Here is a 24,298-nt window from a genome sequence, read left to right on the forward strand (position 1 = left end):
AAAAAAAAGTTAAAAAATTATCGAAGAATAAAAATTAAATAAAAAAAGTCTTAAATTAAATAATAAGTAAAATATAATAAGTTTAAATAAATTAAAAGAATATAAAATTGTATAAAAAAGCCATACTATAATGAATAATTACCTTTTAGTTTAAAAAAATAATAGATGGTTTATTTTTTTGTTTTCTTTACTGCGTATATATTTGATCAAGAAGGACTTAGCAGCTGTCGAAATTTAAAGATTTAATTTGACTCAGACGTTATAGCATTGTTGTTTTTGAAGTCTGATTATATCACCTTCTTATCGCCCAATTTTAGCCCCCCCAGAATAATCTGTTCAAGCTTGAACGCAGGATTTCCTGTAGTACTTCCGGTATATTCCGAAAGTGCCGTTCTATCACACATTAACCACTAACAAATTATGAAAAATTTTACTAATTCAAAGGAACGACGTTCCTGGGGAATAAGACCATTTATGGGGATGGTCGTTCTCATCGCCTGTTTCGCATTTCATTCACTTCATGCGCAGGACAAGACTGTAACTGGAAAAGTTATTGACGAAAATGAAGAATCCATTCCGGGTGCCAGTGTGCTGGTCAAGGGTACAACAAAAGGTGTCGCTACAGACATCAATGGTGAATTCTCTTTGAATTTATCGGAATCGGAAAATGAATTGGAAGTGTCCTTTATTGGCTACGATCAAAAGGTAGTCAAAGTAGGGAACCAAAGCAACCTGACAGTATCTTTATCCTCTGAAGAAACGGCTTTATCCGAGGTGGTGGTTACCGCCTTGGGTGTAAAGCGAGATGAACGGGCTTTAGGATACACCGTTCAGCAAGTGGACACGAGAGGTCTGGATGAGGCCAAGGAGACCAACATCGTAAACTCCCTTACGGGAAAAATTGCGGGGGTCCAAATTTCCAATTCTTCGGGAAATATAGGGGGCTCTTCCCGTATCACCATCAGGGGAATTAACTCTATTTCTGGCAATAACCAACCATTATTTGTCGTGGATGGAACTCCTATTGACAATTCCAATTACAATTCTGACGATCAGGTTTCTGGAAATGGGGGTAGGGATTATGGCAATGCCGCTCAAGACATTAACCCTGATGATATAGCGTCTATTTCAGTCCTCAAAGGACCCAGTGCATCGGCCCTATATGGATCCAGAGCCTCTAATGGTGTCATTTTGATCACTACAAAATCTGGTGAAAACACGAAGGGAATAGGTGTTAGTGTCAATTCATCCACCATGTTTAGCAACGTATTTTTGTTGCCAGAAATGCAGAATGAGTATGGGGGTGGTTTTGCCCTCACCTTCGATGAGGTGGTAGATCCACTAGATGGACAGACGTATAAGGTGGTCAACACCAACGCGAATAACAGCTGGGGACCCAGGTTTGATGGTACTTTGGTAAGGCATTGGGACAGCATGTACCCGGGAGAACCCAATTATGGAGAAGTACGCCCATGGGTGGCAACACCCAATAACGTTAGGGACTTCTTCGAAACCGGGGTGACCCTGTCAAACAATGTTTCCATTAGCGGTGGGGATGATAAGAGCTCTTTCAGGCTTTCTTACACCAATTTGGACCAGACCGGGACTATGCCCAATAGTTCGCTGAACCGAAACACCATTGCTGTAAGTGCCAATACACAGCTTTCTGATAAGTTTTCAGCGGGTGCTAAAATCAACTACATTCGGACGGAGGCTATAGGAAGACCAGCAACGGGAGATTGGTCTCCGGAGCGGCCGGTAAATGTGTTGACTTACTGGTATGCCTGGACACAGCGGCAGATTGATCCTGCAAGAATGAGAGATTATAAATCAGACAGGTATTACCACATGACCTGGAATACCCAGGGTTTGGGACGTCATTTGGAACAAAGTTATAACAACAATCCATACTTCACCCTGTATGAAAGTTATAATAATGATTTGAAAGACAGGGTTTTTGGTAACATCAATATTTCCTACCAAATCCTGCCGGAATTATCTTTGACGCTATATGCCAGGACAGATTTTTATAATGATGTAAGAGAGGACAGGGCCTCAATAGGGGGTTACCTTCAAAACGCCTACGAAAAAGACCTCTACAACTTTAGAGAAGATAACCTGGAATTGCTGGGTCAGTACAATACAGAATTTGGGGATGATTTTAGCTTGGGGGTTACTTTTGGCGGAAACATTCGGAAAAACACCTTTAAGAATAACTATACAAGGACCCAGGGAGGGTTAAGTGTCCCAAATTTTTACAATTTGATGGCATCCCTTCAGCGTCCTGAGATAAGAGACTTTACTTCTGAAAGGGAAGTTCACAGTATCTACGCCAGTGGAAACATTGGGTATAAAGACTACCTCTTTTTCGAGGCTTCTTTGCGAAATGACTGGTCTTCCACTTTGCCTGTGAATAACAATTCTTATTTGTATCCAGCAGTATCCAGCAGTTTTGTTTTTTCCAATTTGATGACCGGAGCTGATTTCTTCTCATTTGGAAAAATGAGAATTGGTTGGGCACAGGTGGGAAATGATACCGATCCGTATCGTTTAATCAATACCTATGCTAATGGAGATCCCTATGGAAACACCTCTGTATTTACTGTAGACGATGTTTTGAAAAATAGCAACCTCAAACCTGAGATTGTTTCCAATCTGGAGGCAGGTCTGGATCTGAGGTTTTTGGAAAATAGGATCGGACTGGACTTTACCGTGTATAAGGTAAATACCTTTGATCAGATTTTAGCACTTCCGGTCTCCTCTACCACAGGTTTTCAATCCCTTATCGTCAACGCGGGAGAAATGGAGAATAAAGGCATTGAAGTCATGCTTAGCGGTACTCCGGTAGAAACAAGTAATTTTTCCTGGGACGTTAATTTTAATATTGCCCGTAATAGGAATAAGGTACTGGAACTGGCTGCCGGGCAGGACAATTTTGAGCTTGGAGGAAGAGACGGCACAAACTCTATCAATGCTACTGTAGGACAGCCCTATGGAACCATCATCACGCCAAACGTCATCTACCATGAGGAGACTGGTAAACCGATTGTTGGAAGTAACGGGTTTTATTTGCGTAACCCTGGGGAAGTGGTAGGAAATATTATGCCTGATGTAACCGGTGGACTATCCAATACCTTTAACTACCGGGGGATCAGTTTAAGTGCCTTGATTGATTTTCAGTCTGGAGGGAGCTTTTGGTCAGAAACCGTACAAAATGGCATTGCCAATGGGCAGTTTATTGAATCGGTAGGCGACAATGACAGAGGGGTTCCCATGAGAAACCCTGTTGCCGAAGGAGGAGGAATCAGGGCAGATGCCGTTTTTGAAAATGGAGAACCTAATACGGTTTATTTAGAAGCACAGAATTTTTTAAAGCAACATTATAATTTGGATGGATTGCATGTTTACGATGCCTCCTACATCAAGTTACGTGAGATCAGGCTGGGTTACAGCCTACCTGCCAGAATGTTAAGCAATTTATTTGTTAGAGGAGTCAGACTTTCTGTTTTTTCCAGGAACGTGGCATTGCTCCACAGTAATGTGCCTCATATTGATCCCTCAGAAATTGCTTATGGGTCAAGTAATGTTCAAGGATTAGAAGGTGCTTCTCTGCCTGCGCCAAGGGTGGTTGGTTTTAATATCAACCTCAAGCTGTAAAATCCATAGTAAATATTACACAGTGATTGAGGCTAAAATCTCTTACAACTAATGTTTAAAATCTAAGAGTTATCAAAATGAAAAATAACATAAATAAAAGTTTGATTATGCTGGCAACAGGCTTTTTGCTTCTCTTGTCGGCTTGTACGGAAGGCTTTGAAGATTTAAATATTGATCCAAATCAGCCTTTGGAAGTGCCAACTTCAAGTCTATTGACTGGTGCACAACGGGAGTTGGTTGCAAATATATTCGGGAATCATAGTCAGCTTGATGGAATTGGTCTACCGGGTATGATTTACGCTCAGCAAATGGCTAGTTTGAGGGGTGGGGCCACCGATACATATGCGACCGTAGAGGCAGATTTTTCCGCCTTTTACACCAGTGGACTCAGGGATTTGGAGGAAATCATTCTTCTGAACACCAATCCGGAAACCATGGTCAATGCAGCCCTTTCAGGACCAAATCAAAATCAAATTGCTGTAGCCCGAATTCTTAAAGCATGGGCCTATCAAAATATAACGGATGTATGGGGGGATATTCCCTATGAAGAGGCACTCCAGGGGAATAATTTTCCACTTCCTGCCTACACTACCCAGGAGTTCATTTATATGGATTTGCTCAAGGAACTTTCTGAAGCAGCTGAAATGATTGATATTGCAGGGGGGGGTATAGCCGGAGATATTATTTTTGATGGTAACATGGACAAATGGTACAGGTTTGCGAATAGCCTGAGGATGAGGGTTGCCCTTCGCTTGTCCAATGTCGCCCCGGAAGTAGCTGAAAATCACATTTCCGAAGCGTTTACAGCTGGACCAATGGTTTCGGTAGACGACAATGCTTACTACAAATTTTTAGAATCCCAGCCAAACAACAATCCATGGTTTTTCCGATTTGAATTAAGTGTCCCCAACTACGGTGTAGGTAGCACTTTGGTGGATATGCTCAAATCATTAAATGATCCAAGGCTTGAAAAGTATGCAGATGTTGCTTTCAATCAGGATTTGGGAGGAGGATATATCGGGCAGCCTGTGGGGCTTGACGTAGCTTCTGGAAGTGCTATAAGTGACTTTGCAGTATCCTGGCCAAATGCTGAAAATATCCTACAACCCACCTCAACTTTTACCATCATGTCTTATGCCGAGGTAAATTTCATTTTGGCTGAAGCGGCTGAAAGGGGTTGGATTTCTGGCAATGCCTCGGATTATTACAATTCGGCAATTTCGGCTTCTATGGAACAATGGGGCATTTCGGATCCCTCAGCTATAGAAAGTTATTTGTCTCAGGGTGATGTAAGGTATGACAGTACAGATCCATTCAAGTCAATTGGAAATCAGAAGTGGATATCTCTTTACATGCAGGGTGTGCAGTCCTGGAGTGAATGGCGCAGATTACAATATCCAGAGCTGGATGTTGCCAAAGATGCCGTTATCGAAGCGATCCCGAGACGTAGGGGCTATCCGCCAAGTGAAATCAATTTGAATAAATCAAATTATGAGGAGGCCCTGGCCAGACAAGGTTCGGATGATCTGCTAACCAGGGTATGGTGGGACAGACAATAAAGAACATTTGAACTAAAAAATAGGATTATGATTTTCAAAAAGAAAAATAGCAGAAGAGATTTCATAAGTTCATCTTTCATGTTGTTTGGTAAGGGGGGGCTTGGCCTGATGGCCCCCCCTGTTTTTAGCGCAGCCAACAGCATCAATTCCTCCCATTTCTATCAATCCAATTACCATTCACAAGACGTTAAGTCTGCCTCTGTTGTGCAGATGGCGCAAATGATCAGGGATAAAGAAATTTCCTCCGTGGAATTGGTTAACATCTTGTACAGTCGGATAGAGGAGGTAAATCCCCAGATCAACGCAGTGGTTTTGACTTGTAAAGAAAGAGCACTAATGGAAGCTCAAAAGGCTGATGAGATGCTGGCGAAAGGTAATTTGATGGGCGCTCTGCATGGAGTACCCATGACCATCAAGGACTCTCTGGATACAGCGGGAGTACTCAGTACAGGGGGTACTTTGGGCCGAAAAGATCATATCCCCCCGCAAGATGCGACCTTAGTAGCCAGACTCCGTTCTCAGGGAGCCATTCTTTTGGGTAAAACCAATACTCCTGAATTTACCCTGTCAGGCACCACGGCCAATTTGATTTACGGCATGACGAGCAATCCTTATAAAGAGGGGTACAGTCCCGGGGGAAGCAGTGGAGGTGCCGGAGCCATCGTGGCAGCTGGAGGCTCTCCTTTCGACATCGGATCGGATTTTGGCGGGAGTATCAGAGGACCAGCTCATTTCAATGGTATTGCAGGTATGAAACCCACTACCGGATTGGTGCCGCGTACCGGCCATATTGTAGACTACGGAGGATTATTTGATGCCTATCAGGTACTTGGGCCTATGGCCAGATATGTGGAGGATTTGAAACTCATCCTTCCAATCATCATGGGGCCGGATCAAATAGATGCAGCCATTCACCCGGTTCCCTGGACAGATCCTGACACCATCCAAATAAAAAACTTGAAATATGCCTGGTTTGTAGAGCATGGAAGCACGAAGGATTGCTCAGTGGAAACTGTAGCAGCCATTACCCGAGCTGTAGCATCTTTGGAAACTGCCGGTATTCAAGTTAAAGAAGATGCACCCATAAAGGATTTCCAGGAAGCAGAAGAAGTCCGTTATCAGCTATTCAGTGCTGATGGTAGGGCATGGGTAAGTAGGCTCACAGAAAGATACGGTACCAAACAAACGCATCCCCTTCTGAGGTTATCTGATCCATCGACTGCTATTCCTTCAGTCGAATTTACCGGGTTGGTGGAAAAATTAGACGCTTGCAGAAGTAAGTTATTACAATGGATGCAAAATTATGACATTGTCATTTGTCCTGTTCATTTTGATGGTGCAGCGCCAAATCCTACGGTTTTCGAGAGATCTTCAGGAGCTGCTGATGAGTATGGATATATGGGAATTTTTAATCTCACGGGTTGGCCTGCTGCAGTTGTAAGAGCAGGGACTAGTAAAGAAGGTTTGCCAATAGGAGTTCAGATAGTGGGACAGCCTTTTCAGGATCACAAGGTATTGGCCGTTGCTCAGTATTTAGAAAAAGAACTGGGAGGCTGGCAGGCACCGCCAATATAATCTTGCTATGATAATTGACCACTTAACAACTAAATAAATGAACAACCTGAAAAAACAATCATCAAAAAAAGATATTAAGGGAAATACCAGAAGGGCTTTCATGACCAAGTTTTCGGCTGGTGCTTTAGTGACGGCATGTTTGCCATACATTGCCAATGGGAGTGATAAACGTTTGCTTATCAGGGAATTTGGTCCTAATGCAGAACCTGCTGAGATTCATTATAAATCTGTGACCTCCATAGCTGAAATGATTCGCAAAAAAGAAGTGTCAGCATTGGAAGTGGTTCAGGCACATATTGATAGAATCGATGACATAAATTACCAGCTGAATGCAGTGGTAATGGAATGCTTCGGCAGAGCTCTTGAGGAAGCAAAAACGGCAGATCAGCTTATGGCTAAAGGAGACTCGTATGGTTTGCTTCATGGCGTACCAATGACGATCAAAGACTCTTTTATGACGAAAGGAGTGGTGAGCACTGGTGGCACTATTGGTAAAATGAACCATGTCCCTGAAGAGGATGCGACAGTTGTAGCCCGGGTGAGGGAAGCAGGAGGCATATTATTGGGCAAAACCAATACTCCGGAATTCACACTCATTGGAGGTGTTTTGGGAGTCAACTCTACCAATAACATCATCTATGGCATCAGTAAAAACCCATATGATTTTAATAAAAGTACATCCGGAAGTAGCGGAGGTGCCGGCGCCATAGTGGCATCTGGTGGAGCTTCATTTGATGTGGGTACTGATTGGGGAGGAAGTGTGAGAGGGCCTTCCTGTACCAATGGAATAGCTGGTATAAAGCCAACATCGGTTAGGTTACCCCGCACTGGACATATTGTAGATTATGGTGGGCTTTTTGATTCCTGGCAGCAGCCCGGACCCATGGCCAGATATGTGAAGGACCTGGATTTACTTAGCCCTATCATGGCTGGCCCTGATTTTAGGGATGCGGCAGTTGTGCCCATGCCCTGGCCGGATTATAAAGAAGTAGATTTAGGTAAACTTAAAGTGGCATTTTTCCCGGAAAACGGAATAGCCAATACAGACCTGGCTACCATTGAAACAGTTAAAATGGCTGCAAAATGGATGGATGAGGTAGCCATGGAAGTCAAAGAGGATTGTCCCAAAGACCTACTGGTTGAGTTGGGAACCATCAGGCGAGAATTGATAATCGGGGATGGCTGGCAATGGCTTAAAAGAGCTACCGAGCGGGCAGGCTCTAAGACTTATGGAGCCTCTCTGAGAGAAAGACTTGCAGAACAGGGAAATGTGATAAGCACTGCTGAATACACCAAATTATTGGAAATGCAGGATGCCAACAGGAGCAAGATGCTCCAATGGTTTGCACAATATGATGTGATCATTTGCCCGGCAACTAATTCAGCAGCCGGAGACATTAATAGTGGATTTAATGAATCATCAAGGTATATGGATAATCCCGGGGAGAGTTACACCAAGCCTTTTAACACCTGTGGATGGCCCGGAGCAGTGGTCAGGTGTGGACAAAATAAAGATGGCTTGCCAATAGGCGTGCAGGTAGTGGCTCAGCCCTGGAGAGAGGATGTGGCCCTGGCAGTAGCCAGTTACCTTGAGTTAAAGTCAGGTGGTTGGAAAAAACCTCCCATCTAAAAATTTCATTTCAAAAATACCTTTCCTGGTAATAATTGAAATCACCTCACCATTTTAATCACTCCAAATAAGTCATTATCAATAAGGTGAAACAGGAAGGTGTAAAAATAAATATTCCAACCAATACTAATCCAAAGCCAAATGAAAAAACAAACCACCAACAACCGAAGGAAATTTATCACCACTCTGGGAATGGGATCCCTGGGCTCAATCTTGCCGGCTTATGGTCAGCTGCTTCCGGAGGGAGTAGTGCTACCTCAGCAACAATTTGTTTCCTCGGATGAAACAGATGAACTTTTATACATGTCAGCTACAAAAGTGGCTGAAATGATCAGGAATAAAGAAATAAGCAGCCAGGAAGTTGTGGAAAGCTGTCTGGCAAGAATTGATGAGGTTAATCCCCAAATCAATGCTGTGGTACAGCTAGCCCGGGAACGAGCGCTTTTGGAAGCCAAGGCGGCAGATGAAGCGGTTAAGGCAGGCAAAACTTTGGGTCTGCTCCATGGTGTGCCTATGACGATAAAAGATTCGTTTGACACGGCTGGAATTATTTCAACCGCCGGTACCTTGGGGCGGAAGGATTATATGCCAGGCAAAGACGCTACGGTAGTTGCCAGACTGCGGGAGGAAGGAGCCATATTGCTGGGCAAGACCAATACCCCCGAATTTACCATGTCTTATCTTACCTCCAACCTAATATACGGTCAGACACTGAATCCTTACGACCTCACCCGTCATCCATCAGGGAGCAGTGGTGGAGCAGCGGCTATTCTTGCATCCGGCGGTTCTTATTTTGACATAGGAACAGATTCCGGTGGTAGTGTACGGGCTCCTGCCCACGTCTGTGGTTTGGCCAGTATCAAGCCTACCAGCGGAAGGATACCTCAAACAGGCCATTTACCGGGTTATGGTGATCGCTATGGTTGTTATCAACAGCCAGGTCCGATGGCCAGAAGAGTGGAAGATTTGTATTTGTTGTTATCTATACTTTCAGGTCCTGATCAAATGGATGCGAGCATAAGCCCGGTGCCACTTTATGACCCTGCCGAGGTGGATCTTTCAAAACTGAGAATAGCTTATTACACTACAAACGATTTGGCAGAGCCTATTCCTGAAATCAAAAAAATGGTGGTTGATTGCGCCAACCAACTCAGATCATCGGTTAGCAGCGTAGACGAAGCAAGACCACCTGTTCTTCATGAACTTTCCGAAAAAAGGAGTGAGCTAAACAGCGCAGATGGTAAAGCTCACATCAAGCGACTTATTAAGGCTTGCGGTACCACCGTAATTTCACCCAATCTCAAAATTTCTGGTGAAGTAGTTTCTGGCTCACAATACACCAAACTGGTGGAGGAGATAGATGCCCTTAAAAGCAAAATGCTTCATTTTATGGATGACTTTGATATACTGCTTTGTCCGGTTACCTCCACAGCAGCCATGAAATTGGATGACGAAAGAATACCGGGTCATTGGTATACATCAGAATACAATGCCACCGGATGGCCAGCCGCAGTGGTACGTGCAGGCACTTCAAATGAGGGTTTACCGCTTGGAATACAAATTGTCGGAAAGCCCTGGACGGAAGATAAAGTGCTGGCGGTAGCTGCTGATTTGGAGAGAAAATTTGGAGGGTACTCCAAACCAGAAAATATATAATAACATTACTTTACTTAACTGATGGGTATGAATAGCTGTATTGCCAATTCGATTTTATAAATCAATCCGACCAATCCACAGGTTACTAGAGGAATTTGATCATGCCGTCTATCAACCAGCGGATAAGTGGAACATTATGTTTTATGCGCTATTCAGCATTTGTACTTTAAAAAAAGTAAATGCGAATTTTCAAGATCTACTTCATTAGAATTCAATAGATTATAAAATATTAAAAACGTCACCAAATGAAAAAGAATATATTAAAGCAAGCCGGAAGTATTCAGTCAAGGAGAAAATTTTTGTCATTGATTGGTGCTGGTAGCGCCACGGCAATGACTTTTTCAACTTCTAACCTATCGGCAGCCAGCTTAAATCCCTCTTCTACTCAATACCTTGCTTCAAAAGACAAGACAGATGATTTAATCTATATGTCAGCGGTAAAGCTTTCAGAGATGATCAGGACCAAAAAGGTTTCATCAGTGGAATTGACACAAGCCTATATCGATCGCATTGAAGATGTTAATTATCACCTCAATGCAGTAGTGATGCAGTGTTTTGACCGGGCCATGGATGAAGCCAAAGCAGCAGACGCAGCATTAAAGAAAAAACAATTAATGGGACCACTCCACGGTGTTCCCATGACCCTTAAAGACTCTTTCGAAGCCGAGGGTGTAATCAGTACTGGGGGCACGCTTGGCAGAATCGATTACGTTGGTAAAAAAGATGCAACAGTGCTGGCCAGAATGAGAAACAATGGGGCCATATTGATAGGAAAAACCAATACCCCGGAATTTACCCTTGCAGGAGGTGGTATGAGAGGGGTACGTACCACAGGTAATATTATTTACGGACTTAGTAAAAACCCGTACGACCTTACAAGAGGTACGTCTGGAAGTAGCGGAGGAGCGGGTTCTATTGTAGCTGCCGGCGGATCGGGATTTGACATTGGGACAGACTGGGGAGGTAGTGTTAGGTTGCCTTCCAGCACAAATGGAATAGCTGGACTCAAACCTACAAGCGTGAGATGTCCCCGCACCGGTCATATTGTGGATTACGGAGGCGTATTTGATTCCTGGCAACAGCCTGGCCCTATGGCGCGCAGGGTAGAAGACCTGATCATGCTTACGCCACTGATGAGTGGTCCGGACGGTATGGACGCAGCTGTAGTACCCATGCCCTGGCCCGATCCTGCGCTAATTGATATCAAAAAGCTTAAAGTCGCCTTTTATCCCTCCAACCTTATTGCGGATACCGCGGAGGAGACCCAAAATACCATCAGACAAGCAGCCAAATGGATGGAAGAAGCTGGAGCAGAAGTCAACGAGGATATGCCATTGGAAATTTTTACCGAGCTTGGTGAAATCAGAAGAGAGTTGGTTGCCGGAGATGGTTGGGCATTTCTTAAAAGGGCTGGTGATTTACATGGAAGTAAAACCCTTAGTGAATCCATTCAAAATAGACTAGACAATGGAAATCCAATTTCAGCAGATCGTTATTCGGAACTTTTAACGCTTCAGGATAAAAATAGATCAAGGATGCTTCAGTGGTTTCAAAAATATGATGTGATTCTCTGTCCTACTACTGCCACTCCAGCAGAAGAAATCGACCAGGGTATTGGCAGTGAGTGGACCAGTAGCAAACCTGGGGCAAGCTACTGTGGACCTTACAATACAACAGGATGGCCTGTAACCGTGGTAAGAGGAGATTCAAATGGCGCTTTACCCGTAGGAGTTCAATGTGTGGCTCATCCATGGAGAGAGGATGTTTCATTGGCTGTTGCCCAATATCTCGAAAGCAGATCAGGGGGTTGGAGAAAACCTATGATTTAGTAGCTTTTCAGTCCATGCTTATCAAAATTAAAATCGGCTGAAATACCACTTTAAAAAAAATCGACCATAGTTCTTTCCTGGGCAAATAAATTATTCCATTAGGAAAGGAATACGATGGTGCTATTACCGGTTTGACCTAAGGGATTTCGGTCCTTTTGATAAATTTCATTTTCTCGACAAGCGAAATAAAAAATAATATAATATGGAAATTAAAAAAAATTCAAGAAGAGGGTTTTTAGAAAAATCGCTCTACGGGGGTGCTCTTGCCCTTACCGGATTACCAGGTATGGTACTCGGCAAAGACCTTGCAGAATCACCTGTTAAAAATGGTGTCAATACCTTCAAGAAAATCAAACCGGATAAAGTCCTTCGTTCATTTCCTGAAAACATGGTCTGGGGTTATTTTGGGGCGGATGTTCCGGCCAAAATCTCCGTAAAAGAAGGTGAAATCGTAGAGATCCATTCGATTAGTACCTCTGGAGTTTCGAGGGAAGACCCGGAAGCTTTTTTCAAAGAAAATAACTTGCCTTTAGATGACCATGCAAAAGAGCTTATTGATATCATTAATAATGTTCCCCCAGAGCCCTCAGGGATTAGGGGGCATATGCTTACTGGGCCTGTTTATATTGAAGGTGCAATGCCCGGTGATAGTATTGAGATCCGCATTCATGATGTACGGCTGAGAAGTGACTATGGGGTAAATCACGTAAGGCCTGGCAGCAGAGATGATGTTCCTTTGGAAATTAAAAACCAGGAAAGCTTTGTTTATAAATACAATAAAAAAAGAACCAGTGCTCAATTTCTTCCCGGCGTAGAAATTCCATTGAAACCGTTTATGGGGGTAATGGCTCTTTCGCCGCCACCTGAAACGGGACGCGTAAGCTCTATTCCACCGGATTTTTTTGGGGGAAACCTGGATTTGAAGCATTTGGTCAAAGGTACTTCACTCACCTTGCCGGTGTCTGTAGAAGGCGGACTTTTCACTACCGGCGATGCTCATGGAGCACAAGGAAATGGAGAGGTGAGTGGTACGGCCATAGAAACGTCTATGATATTGGTAGCCGAGTTCATTATTCATAAAAAATCCATCCAGATGCCAGTAGCCGAAACGCCGGATCATTTCATTGTTTTTGGGCTCAACCCTGATTTGGACGAGGCAATGAAGCAGGCACTTCAACAATCCGTAGTGTTCATTCATGAAAAACTCGGTTTTACCTACGAGGAAGCAATGTCAATATCCAGTACCGCAGTTGATTTTGAGGTCACGCAAGTCGTTGATCGCACCGAGGGAGTACACGGTATGATACCTAAGTCCATCTTCACCAACAAAAAATTTGATTATTGGTACTCCTCTTAAAACCCACTTACAATATGACAACCACCAACCAATTTCCGATTTCACCTAAATTCGTTTTCTTTCTTCTTTTGATGTTTTCCTACAAGGTAGGCAATGCCCAGGAAAAGCCCCGTATTGCTATTTTTTCAGGCCCTACTGCAACGATTCAAAATAGTCACCCACTAATCACCAGTAACAAAGCCAGAGAGCAGAACGAACTATCTTTATTGACCAACGATGAAGGCGAAAAGATGCCTTTTGATCGGTTGTACTATCAAAAGATAGCAGCTCCCGTAACCTTGTACATTGAGATGTTTACTGCCCATCCCCTTGAAAGTGACGTAAAGGAGTTGTATGGCGCACCTGATGGCTATGTTGATGAAAATGGGAAATTCCGGAAAACCAGGAAATCTCCCTCCGACAAACCCGTATTAAAGGTGGAATTAAAACCAGAAGACGGTCTATACCCCTTGCCTTACATGGCAGTTCAGGCCGACGGCAAACCCTGGGATGCCACGGCTGCCTATCCAGGTGCACCGTTTTCAGAGTCCAGACAAACTTTCTACCCCAATGCCTCCAGAATTTTAGAAGAGATCGAACGGAATGGCGGTAATATTTATGGGGTAGCAGACTATGACTTCTACAGACCGGCTCCTGCAGGGGGATATACCAAAGGTTTGCCAGCTGAAGAGCGAACCGATACTGGTGATGGGGATATTCCACCTGAGACCTTGGGTAAGGACTTTTTCACTTATGGCCCCTACGGAGCCTCTCAAAACCGGATGCAATTGGCAAAAGCCACCAACATGGTGCAGGAGGTTATGGCTTCAGGTGAATACGATGGCTCTATCTGGCTTGAGGGAAGCCCCAGTATTGAAAATACTTCCTATTGGATGGGTTTACTTATCGATTCGAAAGCCCCACTGGTATTTAATGCTGCGCAACGGATGCGTGGACTGGTGAGTGCCGATGGAGATCAAAACATCATCGACGGTATCAATTACATTTCTTCCGGGGTATGGGCGGATGAAAATGGGGTAACGCGGGTTGGTTCAGTGATGATCCAGGATCAAATAATATTTTCTTCCCGGGAAGTACAAAAGGGAGATGCAAGGCCGGGTGGATATGTGACCACAGGAGGTTATGGCGGAATTATAGGATCCATGGGCTATGGACCTAAATTGACATTTCTTCCTTTGAGGAAGCATACTCACCTTTCGGAAGTAAACTTCACTAAAATTCCCAATACTGTTCCAGGTATAACAGTTTCAGAAGCAGGTTCCATTTCAAATGTTGAGGTTGCGGTTAAAGATGCCGGGGGCAAGTTGATTCCTGAGTCTATGCCGATGGTTTCGATCTTCAAAAGTGCCCGTTGGAAAACGGAAGATGATGGCAGAGATGACCCCTCTGGTGAAATAGATATTCTTGCCAGAATAAACGACAATCTAAAGAAATATCCGCTAGCTGGCTTTGTTGGAGAGGGAATGGCCCCCTATGGCTCCATGATAGCACCAATGGATGCAGCCTTAGAACTAGCTGCACTGCATGGATATCCAGTACTTAAAGCAGCTAGAGGTAATGCAGATGGTTTTATGAATACTGATCCCGATAATTTGTTTATTGAGGGCCACAATACCACATCCACCAAAGGCAGAGTCCTTTTAATGGCTTGTATCCTTCGATATGGAACTTATCCACCTGCAAAGGATCCGTTAAATCCAACGGCTAAAGAATTGGAGGCCATCAAAGCCAAGATCAAATTGTATCAGGACGTTTTTCACACCCATTAAGAAGATAATGCTACTTACAAAAAAGACAATACAGATTTCATTGATTGGAATGCTGGTTCTGAATGGTTGTGCTTCACAAGAAGAAAAATCTGCTGATTTTCCTCTTGTGGAGGCCACAATAGCAGGTATTCATGACGCTATGGAAAATGGAGATGTTACCGCAGCATATTTAGTCCAGGGATATCTGGACAGAATTGAAGCTTACGATAAACAAGGGCCCTCCATCAACTCTATCATTATTATCAATCCTGAGGCAATGGCTACTGCAAGGTACCTGGACAGTATCTACAACGAAAGTGGAATGGTAGGTCCTCTCCATGGTATTCCTGTCATCATCAAAGATAACTACGACTATTTTGGAATGCCCACCAGTAATGGTACACTGGCTCTTAAGGATTCTTATCCTCCGGATGATGCATTTCAAATCAGAAAGTTAAGAGAGGCTGGTGCCATCATCATAGCCAAGTCAAATTTGGCCGAATTTGCTTCTAGTGGGGAGTTTTCGGTGAGTTCGGTGTTGCCTGGATATTCACGTAATCCATATGATACCCGTAGAACAACTGCAGGATCGAGTGGTGGTACCGCTGCCTCCATAGCCGCAAGCCTGGCAGTCGTGGGTTTGGGGACGGATACCGGAAGTTCAATTAGGGGACCATCTGCTCACCAGGCCTTGGTAGGTATCAGGTCTACCATGGGGCTAACCAGCAGAGATGGGATAGTTCCACTTGCCCTTACCAACGATGTGGGCGGTCCAATGACCAGGACAGTGGAGGATGCAGTGAGGGTATTTGATGTTATTGCAGGGTATGATGAGGCTGACCCCGTCACAGAGGCTAGTATAGCATCCAGAGAGGAATCCTATATGTCCTTTCTTGACCCTGATGCCCTTAAGGGAAAAAGAATTGGTGTGCTCCATCAACTCTTTCCGGAAAACGATTCTGATAGCAGTGTTTATGCGCTTATGTTCCAGGCTCTCGAAGATTTAAAACTGGGAGGAGCCATTTTAATCGATAGTGTGAAGATCGATGATTTAGACTCTTTAAATGAATCAGGCACCCGTATCCGCCAACTCAAAAGAGACTACAATGCCTATCTTGCCAGCCTGGGAGATAGTTCCAGGTTTAAGACGCTCCAGGATATCATTGATTCTGAGGAATATCATCCCTATCTGGAAAAGAGGTTACTTGATGCACAGGATGACGTGGATGTCCCTGAAGACCATCCCGATTGGGATAAAAATATGGCGCTAAGACAAACCCTTCGGGATCGGATTTTGGCAGTTATGGACAGTTTAAATCTGGATGCACTTATTTATCCTTCTTTCACTTATCCTCCAAGGTTGATTGGAGATCTCAATGGTCCCAGGGGGGATACTAGTGGAAAACTTTCTCCGCCAACCGGTTTCCCGGCTATTTCCGTACCTATGGGTTACTCATACGATAAATATCCAGCAGGATTTCAACTTCTGGGCAGGCCATTTAGCGAAGGATTGCTTTTTGGTATCGCGTATGGTTATGAGCAGCAGACTAACCACCGTAGAGCACCTGAGGGTTTCGATGAATTAACTTCAAAGTAAGATACTTAACTTCTGGATTGGTTCAAAAATAATATATATCAAAAAAAACCAGCCCAAATTTCTTGGACTGGTTTTTTGGTTTTAGCATTTTAAGAAGTTGTGAATTTTCTTTTTCTATTCCTCATTCGGATTTTGTGGATTGGGAGGCCTGACATCCAAAACCAGGGTGCCAAAACCTGGTAAATTGGTGTAATATTGGGCATATCTGCCGGTGAAACGCCCATCCAGAGAAGGATTATAATTGTAATATTGACCATATTCGGAATAGGTTTCCCCCTCACTTGTAGTGATTTCATAGGTAATCCTAAATTCATCCCTGGAAATCCCTGATGCCATAATGGTGGCGGGAGTCTCCCCGAAATAGGCATAGGCTTCTTCCCCGGTCATGGTAATGGTGGAAGGAAAGTCGGTATATGTGCCCAAAGAAACCTGGCCGGAGCCCCTGCCAAGAAATAATTCGATGGAAGAAGCAGTATGTACGTCAAAACCTTCGTAGCTGAGGTCAAAGGATACCTCAGAGCTGGGCAGGTCATTGATGTTAAACCAGTATTTTCCCGGTGCAATGCTGGCCTTTGCAATGATGCCCACTTCATAATCGGGCTCCTTGATGGAATCTTCTTCGATGCAACCGGTAAACAATAGGACAAGGGTTGCGGATAGTATTAAGGTATATGATTTAATATTCATTTTGCTTTGAATTTTAGTGGATAGACAATCAGGGCTGGCTCCAGAATACCGGCTCAAATGGATCTGGAGAATAATCGGATAGGGCAGGGTTGGTTTCCAGCTCAGAAACGGGTATAATAAACCTTTGCGGATAGGGAGGATTTCCCATTACCGGGGAGGTCTCTGCAAAATCCGGAAAGCCGGTGCGCCTGTAATTGTTATAGGCTTCTATTCCGTTGCCCCAAAGGGCCAACTGATATTCCGTAATAATGATATTCAGCTTTTCTTCATCTGTTTCTGCTGCCTCGTATTGGGTGGATACATCTGCAATATAGGCTGCTATTGCCTCATCTGTCATTTCATAGTCACTTCCGGAGATGGCTGGCATTTCTGTTGCACCAAAATCCCTTACTTTTTCCATGGACTGAGTAATCCCTTCTCTTAACAGGGTCAGCGGATCCCCTTCAACCGAGGTGGTCAGAGCCATCTCGGCATGCAAAAACTTGATCATAAAAGAGGTAAGCATGGGGAAAATCCCTCGCCCGCTTCCATCCGAAGCAGATACAGTTCTGGGTTGATCGGTATCCACAAGGCCGGCTATGGGATACACACCAAAGGTTGCGATAAGGGCTCCTTCATTGGAAAAAGCCGAAGGATCACCTGCATCTCGTCCCAGGTAGCCGTTTCCGATTAAGCCGATAGGACAACCTCCGCCTGCACAAGTAACCACGGATCCGCCCCCATCACCGGGTACCTGACGGAAAATGTAGTACCTCAACCTGGGATCCTGCACGTTCCGGTAAGAAACCCTTTGCCCGGTTACCGCACTGATGGTGCCATCATTCAGCAGGTTTGCCATGGTCCAGTTGTCCATCCAATAAGCAGTAGCCTGGTTGTAATGGTTTACATGAAGGGGATGACGGTTTTGGTTTGGGGTTTGCTCAGATCCGTATTTCAATTGAAAATCATCTGCCAATCCGTTAATCAGCTCGCTATTCAGCATCTGGGTAAATCCTTGCACTGAATTTATGGAGTTTTCTTTTCTGGTTTGGACATACATTTTCAATTTTAGGGAATTACCCATTTTGATCCAACTAGCCCTGTCACCTCCATAAATCATATCTCCCTGAATCATGGCTGAAGACGCATTGAGTTCCTGTATGGCCTGATCTACCTGAAGGAAAAGATCTGCGTAGATTTCCTCTCCCTGATCTATTTCCGGAAAGGTAATTTCAGGGTTCAAGGCCTCAAAATAGGGCACATCACCGTATAGATCTACCAATATACTGAAAGTATAGGCCTTCAGCAGCCGGGCGATTCCCTTATACCCGGACTCATCCTCCTGGGCACCATCCAAAATGGCCTGCAGGTTAGCCAAAGGTCTGGAGTACAGGTTCACCCATGAATTGCTGTAAGTGCCCTGGTTTTGTTCGTAGTTCCTGATAGCAGTGGTATACCACATTCTGCTAAAGGAACCTGCATTGGTATTGGGATCATCCAAAAGGTTGGACACAAGTGATACCTGGGCAAAGGCCAGCGTGTTTGGCAAGGCCAGTTGAGTGGATGTATTGGGGTCCTGATTGATGTCCAGCAGATCCTCACTGCAGGAATTCAGGAGCAGACTGCTACCAATTATCAAGGAAAGGACGATATTGTATTTAAATTTTAATTTCAACATGTTGAGGGAATTTTAAAAGGTGAAGGATAAGTTCATGCTGTATCTCCGTGCCGAGGGAACACCAATAAAGTCAATACCTCTCAGGCCTGGGAATGAACTGGTCTCAGGATCAAGATTTAAGCCCTCATGCATATTGGGAGTGATAAACCACAGGTTTCTTCCGGATACGCCTACCCTGGCTGTGCCAAAGGGTGTTTTTTCAAGCCATCTGGATGGAAAGTTATAATTTAGGGCTACTTCCCTTAATCGGAGAACGGTGGCATCAAAGGTGTGAAATTCCTCTGCGGCATTCCATCCAAAGCCTCCCCTGTCATACCACCAGTTGAAATTGGTGATGTTGATTTTATTTCTGATTTTATTTCCGTTGGCATCTACCGCTGCCTGGTAATTGCCATTTTCATCCCTGACCAGACTGCCATCCTCGTTTCTTGCCGCTATGTAACCGGGCATAATTCTGGAAACCATACGGTCACCGGAGTCATGGGTCAGGCCCCTGCCCACGATTTCCCGGTTGGATTTGGAATAAAGATCTCCTCCCTGTACCCAATCCAGTACCACAGCTAAGGACAAACCTTTGTAAGAGAAATCATTGGTGACGCCTACCACAAAGTCGGGATTCGGATCTCCGATGATCTGTGGTTCCGGGTTGTCTATGTATTTGCCATAGGTAGTTCCGGGAAGACCATCGATCAGCAAATTTCCTTCAACGTCCCGGATGGCTCTTCTCCCGATCAAAACACCAAAGGGTTGACCATTACGGTGGGCAATTTGAACAATCTCGCTGCTACCTGCACTGCTGGTCAACACGATTTGGTCTACCCCTTCCTGTAGCTCAAGTACCTCATTTCTGTTTCGGGTAAAGGCAGTAAAAATATTCCAATTTAACCCATTGGGTCTTTCCAGAACTTTCAGGTTCAGTCCGATTTCTATGCCCCGGTTCCTTACTTTTCCGATATTGACCACCTGTGTCGCGGATCCACTGGAGGGGGGCACATCGATGGCGGTGATGCCATTTTCCGTGGTCCTGTTGTAATACGTAAGGTCCAGGCCTATGCGTTGTTTCAGGAAAAGGAGTTCGGCACCCACTTCTGTTTCGGTAGTAAGTTCAGGTTTCAGTATGGGATTTCCCCGGTTACTGTTGATCGCAGAGCCATTAATGGTTCCAAATTGATTGTTAAATGGAAACTGTGTTGCTCCTCCTGACCCGTTTACCGGTTGGTTCAAAAGAAAATTATTGTTGGTCAGGTAGGGATCTGCATCATTACCCACCTGTCCGACTCCAGCACGGATTTTGGCATAATCCAGAAAGTTGCTATTCAGCGACAGCGCATCACTTAAAATGATGGATGTGCTGATTCCGGGATAGAAGTAGCTCCTGTTATCTTCCGGTAGAGTGGAAGACCAGTCATTTCTCGCTGTCACATTAACAAATGCCCACTCCTGATAAGCCAGGGAAATATCTGTGAACAAGCCTGCAAAACGCCTTCTGACAAACCGGTCTTCAATGATAAATTGTGATGATGTATTGGAAAAGGATTGGATTCCCCTTTCAATGATTCCATTTCCGCCAAACTGGCTGGCGGTATTGGTTCTTTGGTTGATATTCCAGCCGGTTATGGTGCGCAAATAGAAATCATCATTCAGGGCCTTATTGATATTGATCAGTAAGTTTCCATCCAATTCTGCATTGTAATAGGTGGAGTGGCGCATGAAGCCGGATTGTTCTATGGCGGATCCGAAGCCACCAGGCTCCATCATGAAAAACCTCCTATCTGTGTAGGCATTGAATCCCAGTTGATAACCAATATTCATCCAATCGGTAATATCGTATCCTACTTTAATATTGCCGAAATACCGGTCCACATTGCTTTCATTCATTGAATTGTCGGCTACCCAATAAGGGTTGTTCGCAGTTCGGTAATACATGGCTCCTCCATCTTCTTCTCTTTGATAAGGATAGCCATCCAAATCAAAACTGGTTGGTGCCCACAAGACCAACTGTGAAGCCGACTGGTTGAACCCTCCGAAATTCCCACTACCCAGGGCTGGGTTAGTTTGTACCGTGCTGACGTAATTCAGTCCTGCACTCAATTTCAACCCGTTGTCCAATGTTGCATTTCCGCCTACATTGGCAGATATCCTGTTCACAGATGAATTGGGGATGATACCCGTGTTATCCATCCATGACAAACCTGCGGAGAGATTTGTTTTCTCTCCACCGGATTGAACCGAAATGGCATGTTCCTGTAATTTGCCGTTGTTGAAAAAATTACGGTATTTGTCGGTAAATGGCTGGTAAAGTACATTGTCTCCTCTGGTAGCTACGTTTTGGTAAGAAGGAGAGTTTAAATATGGTCCCAGTGCAGGGTTGGTATAAGGGTGGGGGACCGAATCATATGCCGTGTAGGGAGCTCCGAAAGAACCAAAATAATTCTCAATATAGACGTTTCCATTACCCCCTTGTCCATACTCATTTTGGTAATCAGGAAGTTTGGCAACCTCTTCAATGCCAAAAGAAGTACTGTAATTTACTTCCATACCTTTTTTGGAAGCACTGCTACCGCTTTTGGTAGTGATAATGACAACTCCGTTTTGAGCTCTGGACCCATACAAAGCTGCCGCCGCGGCACCCTTCAAGACGGTCATGGAAGCTACATTATTGGGGTCGATATCAAATGCCCGGTTGGCAACGCTGTTTCCTCCCTGGTCGGTATAGCCTTGAGTTGAATTGTCAAAGGGAATTCCATCCACTACAAAAAGGGGTTGGTTGTTACCGGTAAGTGAGGAACTACCCCTTATGGTGATATTGGTATTTCCCCCCGTGACTCCGCCGGAACCCTGGATCAACACACCTGCCACTTTTCCACTTAGTGCACGGATTACATCAGGTTCTGACCTTTGGGTAATGTCGTCGGAGTCCACTTCCGAAACCGCATAGCCTAAAGCTTTCTTTTCCCGCTCTATTTCTATGGCGGTTACGACCACTTCATTCAGGGCATTTATATTTGGGGACATCGATAAATCAATGACAGACCTGCCACCGATATTTATTTCACTGGTAGCCATTCCGATAAAGGAGAAAACCAGGGTTCCATTTCCCTGTGGTACATCTAAAGCGTACTTTCCGTCCAAATCAGAAACGGTACCGATATTGGCACCTTTGACCAATATGCTAACCCCGGGGATTGGGGCATTGTCTTCTGCGGAAACCACCGTTCCGCTAATCTCCTGGGTCTGTGCAAAAGAAAATTGCACAAAAAGACCCAATAATAAAATTATTGGTAAATTCTTTCTCATGTTTTAGTTGTTAGTGGAAATTGAAATTTACCTAATGTTAAAAAATATCAATCACATTAGGTTGCAATCTGAAGCAAATGGATGAATATTGGTTATAAATAGTTGATAAACAGGTATTTAAATATTAAGCCATTAAATAGCCTTTCAATACATGCTAAATGTCATTATCAGCTTTACTGACAGAATAAAAAATTATGATAATTAAATTTTGAAGATTAATAGAATGAAAATAGCAAAAAAATAAAATAAAAAAGAATAATTCTATATACATCCCCATGTTGTCGCCTGGGAAATCTTTGTTTTTTAAGAAGTAGAAAAACCCATCCAATAGCTTAAATTATGGTTAGAATAAAATGGATGTTAAGTCAATATTTGCGAAATAATTATAAAAATGGATTTGAATTCAAAAATTAGCAATAATGGAATTTAATTAAATAAAAAACGCAAAAATAATATCATATGATTATGAAAAGGTTAAAAATAAGGCTTCTCTAATAATTAACTCAAAAATGGTTTAAAATAGCATTATTATAAAAAAGTGGTCTAATTTAAGACCACTTTTGATTAATCATCCAGGCTTGTAAGCAATTCCACGTTTTCTGTGTAGGAGACACTGTCCAGCTGTGCCAATTTTTCCAATTTTACCTTTTCAAATGCTGTCAGGTTTTCCTTTGCAATAGGTTCGGCGGGGGGGATGTCCTCTCTTAGCCAATCAACTTGTTTGCCGTGCTTCCAGAATCTGAAACAAAGGTGAGGTCCGGTTGCCAGTCCGGTGCTTCCCACATATCCGATTACCTGTCCTTGTTTCACCCGGGTGCCTCTTTTGATGCCTTTGCCGATTTTTGACATGTGAAGGTATTGGGTAGAGTAAGTGCCGTTGTGTTTGATTTTAACATAATTGCCGTTGCCTCCGCTATAGCCAGCTTCCAACACGGTGCCATCACCCACAGAACGGATCTCTGTGCCCCTTGGAGCAGCATAATCTGTACCCAGGTGGGCCTTATACCTTTTTTGTACCGGGTGAAAACGGCTTAAACTATACCTGGAACTGATTCTGGTAAACTTCAGCGGATCCCTGAGAAATGCTTTTTTCAAACTATTGCCTTCCTGATCAAAATAAGAAACAATACCGTTCTGCTCAAAAGGTATGGCATGGTATCCCTGTCCCATATGTTCGAAATAAGCTGCCTCAATATCCTCTATGCCTACTGTTTGGTTTTCTACCAACTGTTCCTTAAATACTACTTTGAATTTATCCCCTTTTTGGAGTCGCTGAAAATCAACCACCCAACCGTACAAATCCGCAAACTGGTCAATTAAATCAGGGGTAAGGCCCAGGCCGACCATGTTGACATACAAGGAAGAAGTGATGGTGCCACCAATTTCCCTGTCCTTGATCTCCATTGGCTTGCTTTCCTTGTAAATTTCCGGTTGATCCAGTTTGAAGACTACGAATTCGGTTTGATTGGGCTCATAAATAAAAAACTGGGCTTTTAAAGAATCTTTAGGAGTGAGCACCGTGTATTTTTTGTTGAAAGCAATTTTTCGCACATCAAAAATCTCGGATGATTTTTTGGCAATTTCATCGATGATTTGATAAGGCACATTGAAAGGTGCCAATATAGCGGACAAGGTTTGATTTCTTTTGACTATCCCTTCTGTAATGTCCAGTTCATCCACGTTGATGCCATAAAGTAAATTCTCTTCAATGGGTATAACCTCTTCAACAATTGCCAGCTCGGGCTCTTCTTTTTCTACGGGTGAATTTTCTTTCCTTTCAACTACCCAGAATACCATCCCGATAATCAAGAGGATTCCACTGTATGTCCAAAATTTTTTCATAAAATCAAGTTTAAATAATAAATGTTATGCAAAATAAGTCAATTTTCCTGATAAATTACAATTGAAATTTACTTTTCTTCCTAAAGATACGCTTTTTGGATAAACATACATGAAGCATGTGAATGTTTCAACGGATAAAAAGTCCTGTCTATTGCTTTATCTTCAAGCTAAAATAGCAATCTCTCTTTTGAATGATTATCTTTGGCG

13 protein-coding genes are annotated in these 24,298 nt (G+C 43.7%); 9 read left to right on the forward strand and 4 right to left on the reverse strand.

Annotation, left to right across the window (positions count from 1 at the left end; all coding sequences use genetic code 11):
• Positions 1 to 420: 420 nt before the first annotated feature.
• The 9 genes from HUJ21_RS16585 to HUJ21_RS16625 all read left to right on the forward strand — a co-directional run bounded on the left by HUJ21_RS16585 (position 421) and on the right by HUJ21_RS16625 (position 16,608).
• Complete coding sequence (locus tag HUJ21_RS16585) at positions 421 to 3,657, forward strand: SusC/RagA family TonB-linked outer membrane protein (RefSeq protein WP_291371761.1); 3,237 nt, start codon at positions 421 to 423, stop codon at positions 3,655 to 3,657.
• 77 nt (positions 3,658 to 3,734) lie between these two features.
• Positions 3,735 to 5,216 carry a SusD/RagB family nutrient-binding outer membrane lipoprotein gene (locus HUJ21_RS16590; RefSeq protein WP_291371763.1) on the forward strand — a complete coding sequence of 494 codons (1,482 nt, stop codon included), beginning with the start codon at positions 3,735 to 3,737 and terminating at the stop codon, positions 5,214 to 5,216.
• Between the two features lie 27 nt (positions 5,217 to 5,243).
• Positions 5,244 to 6,791 carry an amidase gene (locus tag HUJ21_RS16595; protein WP_291371765.1) on the forward strand — a complete coding sequence of 516 codons (1,548 nt, stop codon included), beginning with the start codon at positions 5,244 to 5,246 and terminating at the stop codon, positions 6,789 to 6,791.
• 37 nt (positions 6,792 to 6,828) lie between these two features.
• On the forward strand, positions 6,829 to 8,421 hold the full coding sequence (locus tag HUJ21_RS16600; protein ID WP_291371767.1) for an amidase: 1,593 nt from the start codon (positions 6,829 to 6,831) through the stop codon (positions 8,419 to 8,421).
• Between the two features lie 141 nt (positions 8,422 to 8,562).
• Positions 8,563 to 10,077 (forward strand): amidase, encoded by a 1,515-nt coding sequence (locus HUJ21_RS16605; protein ID WP_291371769.1) that lies wholly within the window; start codon positions 8,563 to 8,565, stop codon positions 10,075 to 10,077.
• 245 nt (positions 10,078 to 10,322) lie between these two features.
• On the forward strand, positions 10,323 to 11,906 hold the full coding sequence (locus tag HUJ21_RS16610; RefSeq protein ID WP_291371771.1) for an amidase: 1,584 nt from the start codon (positions 10,323 to 10,325) through the stop codon (positions 11,904 to 11,906).
• Positions 11,907 to 12,108: 202 nt separating this feature from the next.
• Positions 12,109 to 13,263, forward strand: coding sequence for an acetamidase/formamidase family protein (locus HUJ21_RS16615; protein ID WP_291371772.1), 1,155 nt, complete (start codon positions 12,109 to 12,111; stop codon positions 13,261 to 13,263).
• Between the two features lie 14 nt (positions 13,264 to 13,277).
• Positions 13,278 to 15,032 carry an asparaginase domain-containing protein gene (locus HUJ21_RS16620; RefSeq protein WP_291371773.1) on the forward strand — a complete coding sequence of 585 codons (1,755 nt, stop codon included), beginning with the start codon at positions 13,278 to 13,280 and terminating at the stop codon, positions 15,030 to 15,032.
• Positions 15,033 to 15,039: 7 nt separating this feature from the next.
• Positions 15,040 to 16,608 carry an amidase family protein gene (locus tag HUJ21_RS16625; RefSeq protein ID WP_291371774.1) on the forward strand — a complete coding sequence of 523 codons (1,569 nt, stop codon included), beginning with the start codon at positions 15,040 to 15,042 and terminating at the stop codon, positions 16,606 to 16,608.
• 114 nt (positions 16,609 to 16,722) lie between these two features.
• Here the strand turns inward: HUJ21_RS16625 and HUJ21_RS16630 are convergent, their stop codons facing one another.
• From HUJ21_RS16630 to HUJ21_RS16645, 4 genes are all read right to left on the reverse strand, one after another.
• Positions 16,723 to 17,295, reverse strand: coding sequence for a hypothetical protein (locus HUJ21_RS16630; protein WP_291371775.1), 573 nt, complete (start codon positions 17,293 to 17,295; stop codon positions 16,723 to 16,725).
• 28 nt (positions 17,296 to 17,323) lie between these two features.
• On the reverse strand, positions 17,324 to 18,952 hold the full coding sequence (locus HUJ21_RS16635; RefSeq protein ID WP_291371776.1) for a SusD/RagB family nutrient-binding outer membrane lipoprotein: 1,629 nt from the start codon (positions 18,950 to 18,952) through the stop codon (positions 17,324 to 17,326).
• A gap of 12 nt (positions 18,953 to 18,964) precedes the next feature.
• Complete coding sequence (locus HUJ21_RS16640) at positions 18,965 to 22,249, reverse strand: SusC/RagA family TonB-linked outer membrane protein (RefSeq protein ID WP_291371777.1); 3,285 nt, start codon at positions 22,247 to 22,249, stop codon at positions 18,965 to 18,967.
• Positions 22,250 to 22,813: 564 nt separating this feature from the next.
• On the reverse strand, positions 22,814 to 24,091 hold the full coding sequence (locus HUJ21_RS16645) for a peptidoglycan DD-metalloendopeptidase family protein (RefSeq protein WP_291371778.1): 1,278 nt from the start codon (positions 24,089 to 24,091) through the stop codon (positions 22,814 to 22,816).
• Between the last annotated feature and the right edge of the window lie 207 nt (positions 24,092 to 24,298).

This window comes from Cyclobacterium sp. (assembly GCF_014762705.1).
Taxonomy (GTDB): domain Bacteria; phylum Bacteroidota; class Bacteroidia; order Cytophagales; family Cyclobacteriaceae; genus Cyclobacterium.

Coding starts and splice junctions, on each gene's coding strand:
- HUJ21_RS16645 (WP_291371778.1), bottom strand. CDS start 24,091: ATGAAAAAATTTTGGACATACAGTGGAATCCTCTTGATTATCGGGATG.
- HUJ21_RS16625 (WP_291371774.1), top strand. CDS start 15,040: ATGCTACTTACAAAAAAGACAATACAGATTTCATTGATTGGAATGCTG.
- HUJ21_RS16635 (WP_291371776.1), bottom strand. CDS start 18,952: ATGTTGAAATTAAAATTTAAATACAATATCGTCCTTTCCTTGATAATT.
- HUJ21_RS16585 (WP_291371761.1), top strand. CDS start 421: ATGAAAAATTTTACTAATTCAAAGGAACGACGTTCCTGGGGAATAAGA.
- HUJ21_RS16630 (WP_291371775.1), bottom strand. CDS start 17,295: ATGAATATTAAATCATATACCTTAATACTATCCGCAACCCTTGTCCTA.
- HUJ21_RS16615 (WP_291371772.1), top strand. CDS start 12,109: ATGGAAATTAAAAAAAATTCAAGAAGAGGGTTTTTAGAAAAATCGCTC.
- HUJ21_RS16595 (WP_291371765.1), top strand. CDS start 5,244: ATGATTTTCAAAAAGAAAAATAGCAGAAGAGATTTCATAAGTTCATCT.
- HUJ21_RS16605 (WP_291371769.1), top strand. CDS start 8,563: ATGAAAAAACAAACCACCAACAACCGAAGGAAATTTATCACCACTCTG.
- HUJ21_RS16600 (WP_291371767.1), top strand. CDS start 6,829: ATGAACAACCTGAAAAAACAATCATCAAAAAAAGATATTAAGGGAAAT.
- HUJ21_RS16590 (WP_291371763.1), top strand. CDS start 3,735: ATGAAAAATAACATAAATAAAAGTTTGATTATGCTGGCAACAGGCTTT.
- HUJ21_RS16610 (WP_291371771.1), top strand. CDS start 10,323: ATGAAAAAGAATATATTAAAGCAAGCCGGAAGTATTCAGTCAAGGAGA.
- HUJ21_RS16640 (WP_291371777.1), bottom strand. CDS start 22,249: ATGAGAAAGAATTTACCAATAATTTTATTATTGGGTCTTTTTGTGCAA.
- HUJ21_RS16620 (WP_291371773.1), top strand. CDS start 13,278: ATGACAACCACCAACCAATTTCCGATTTCACCTAAATTCGTTTTCTTT.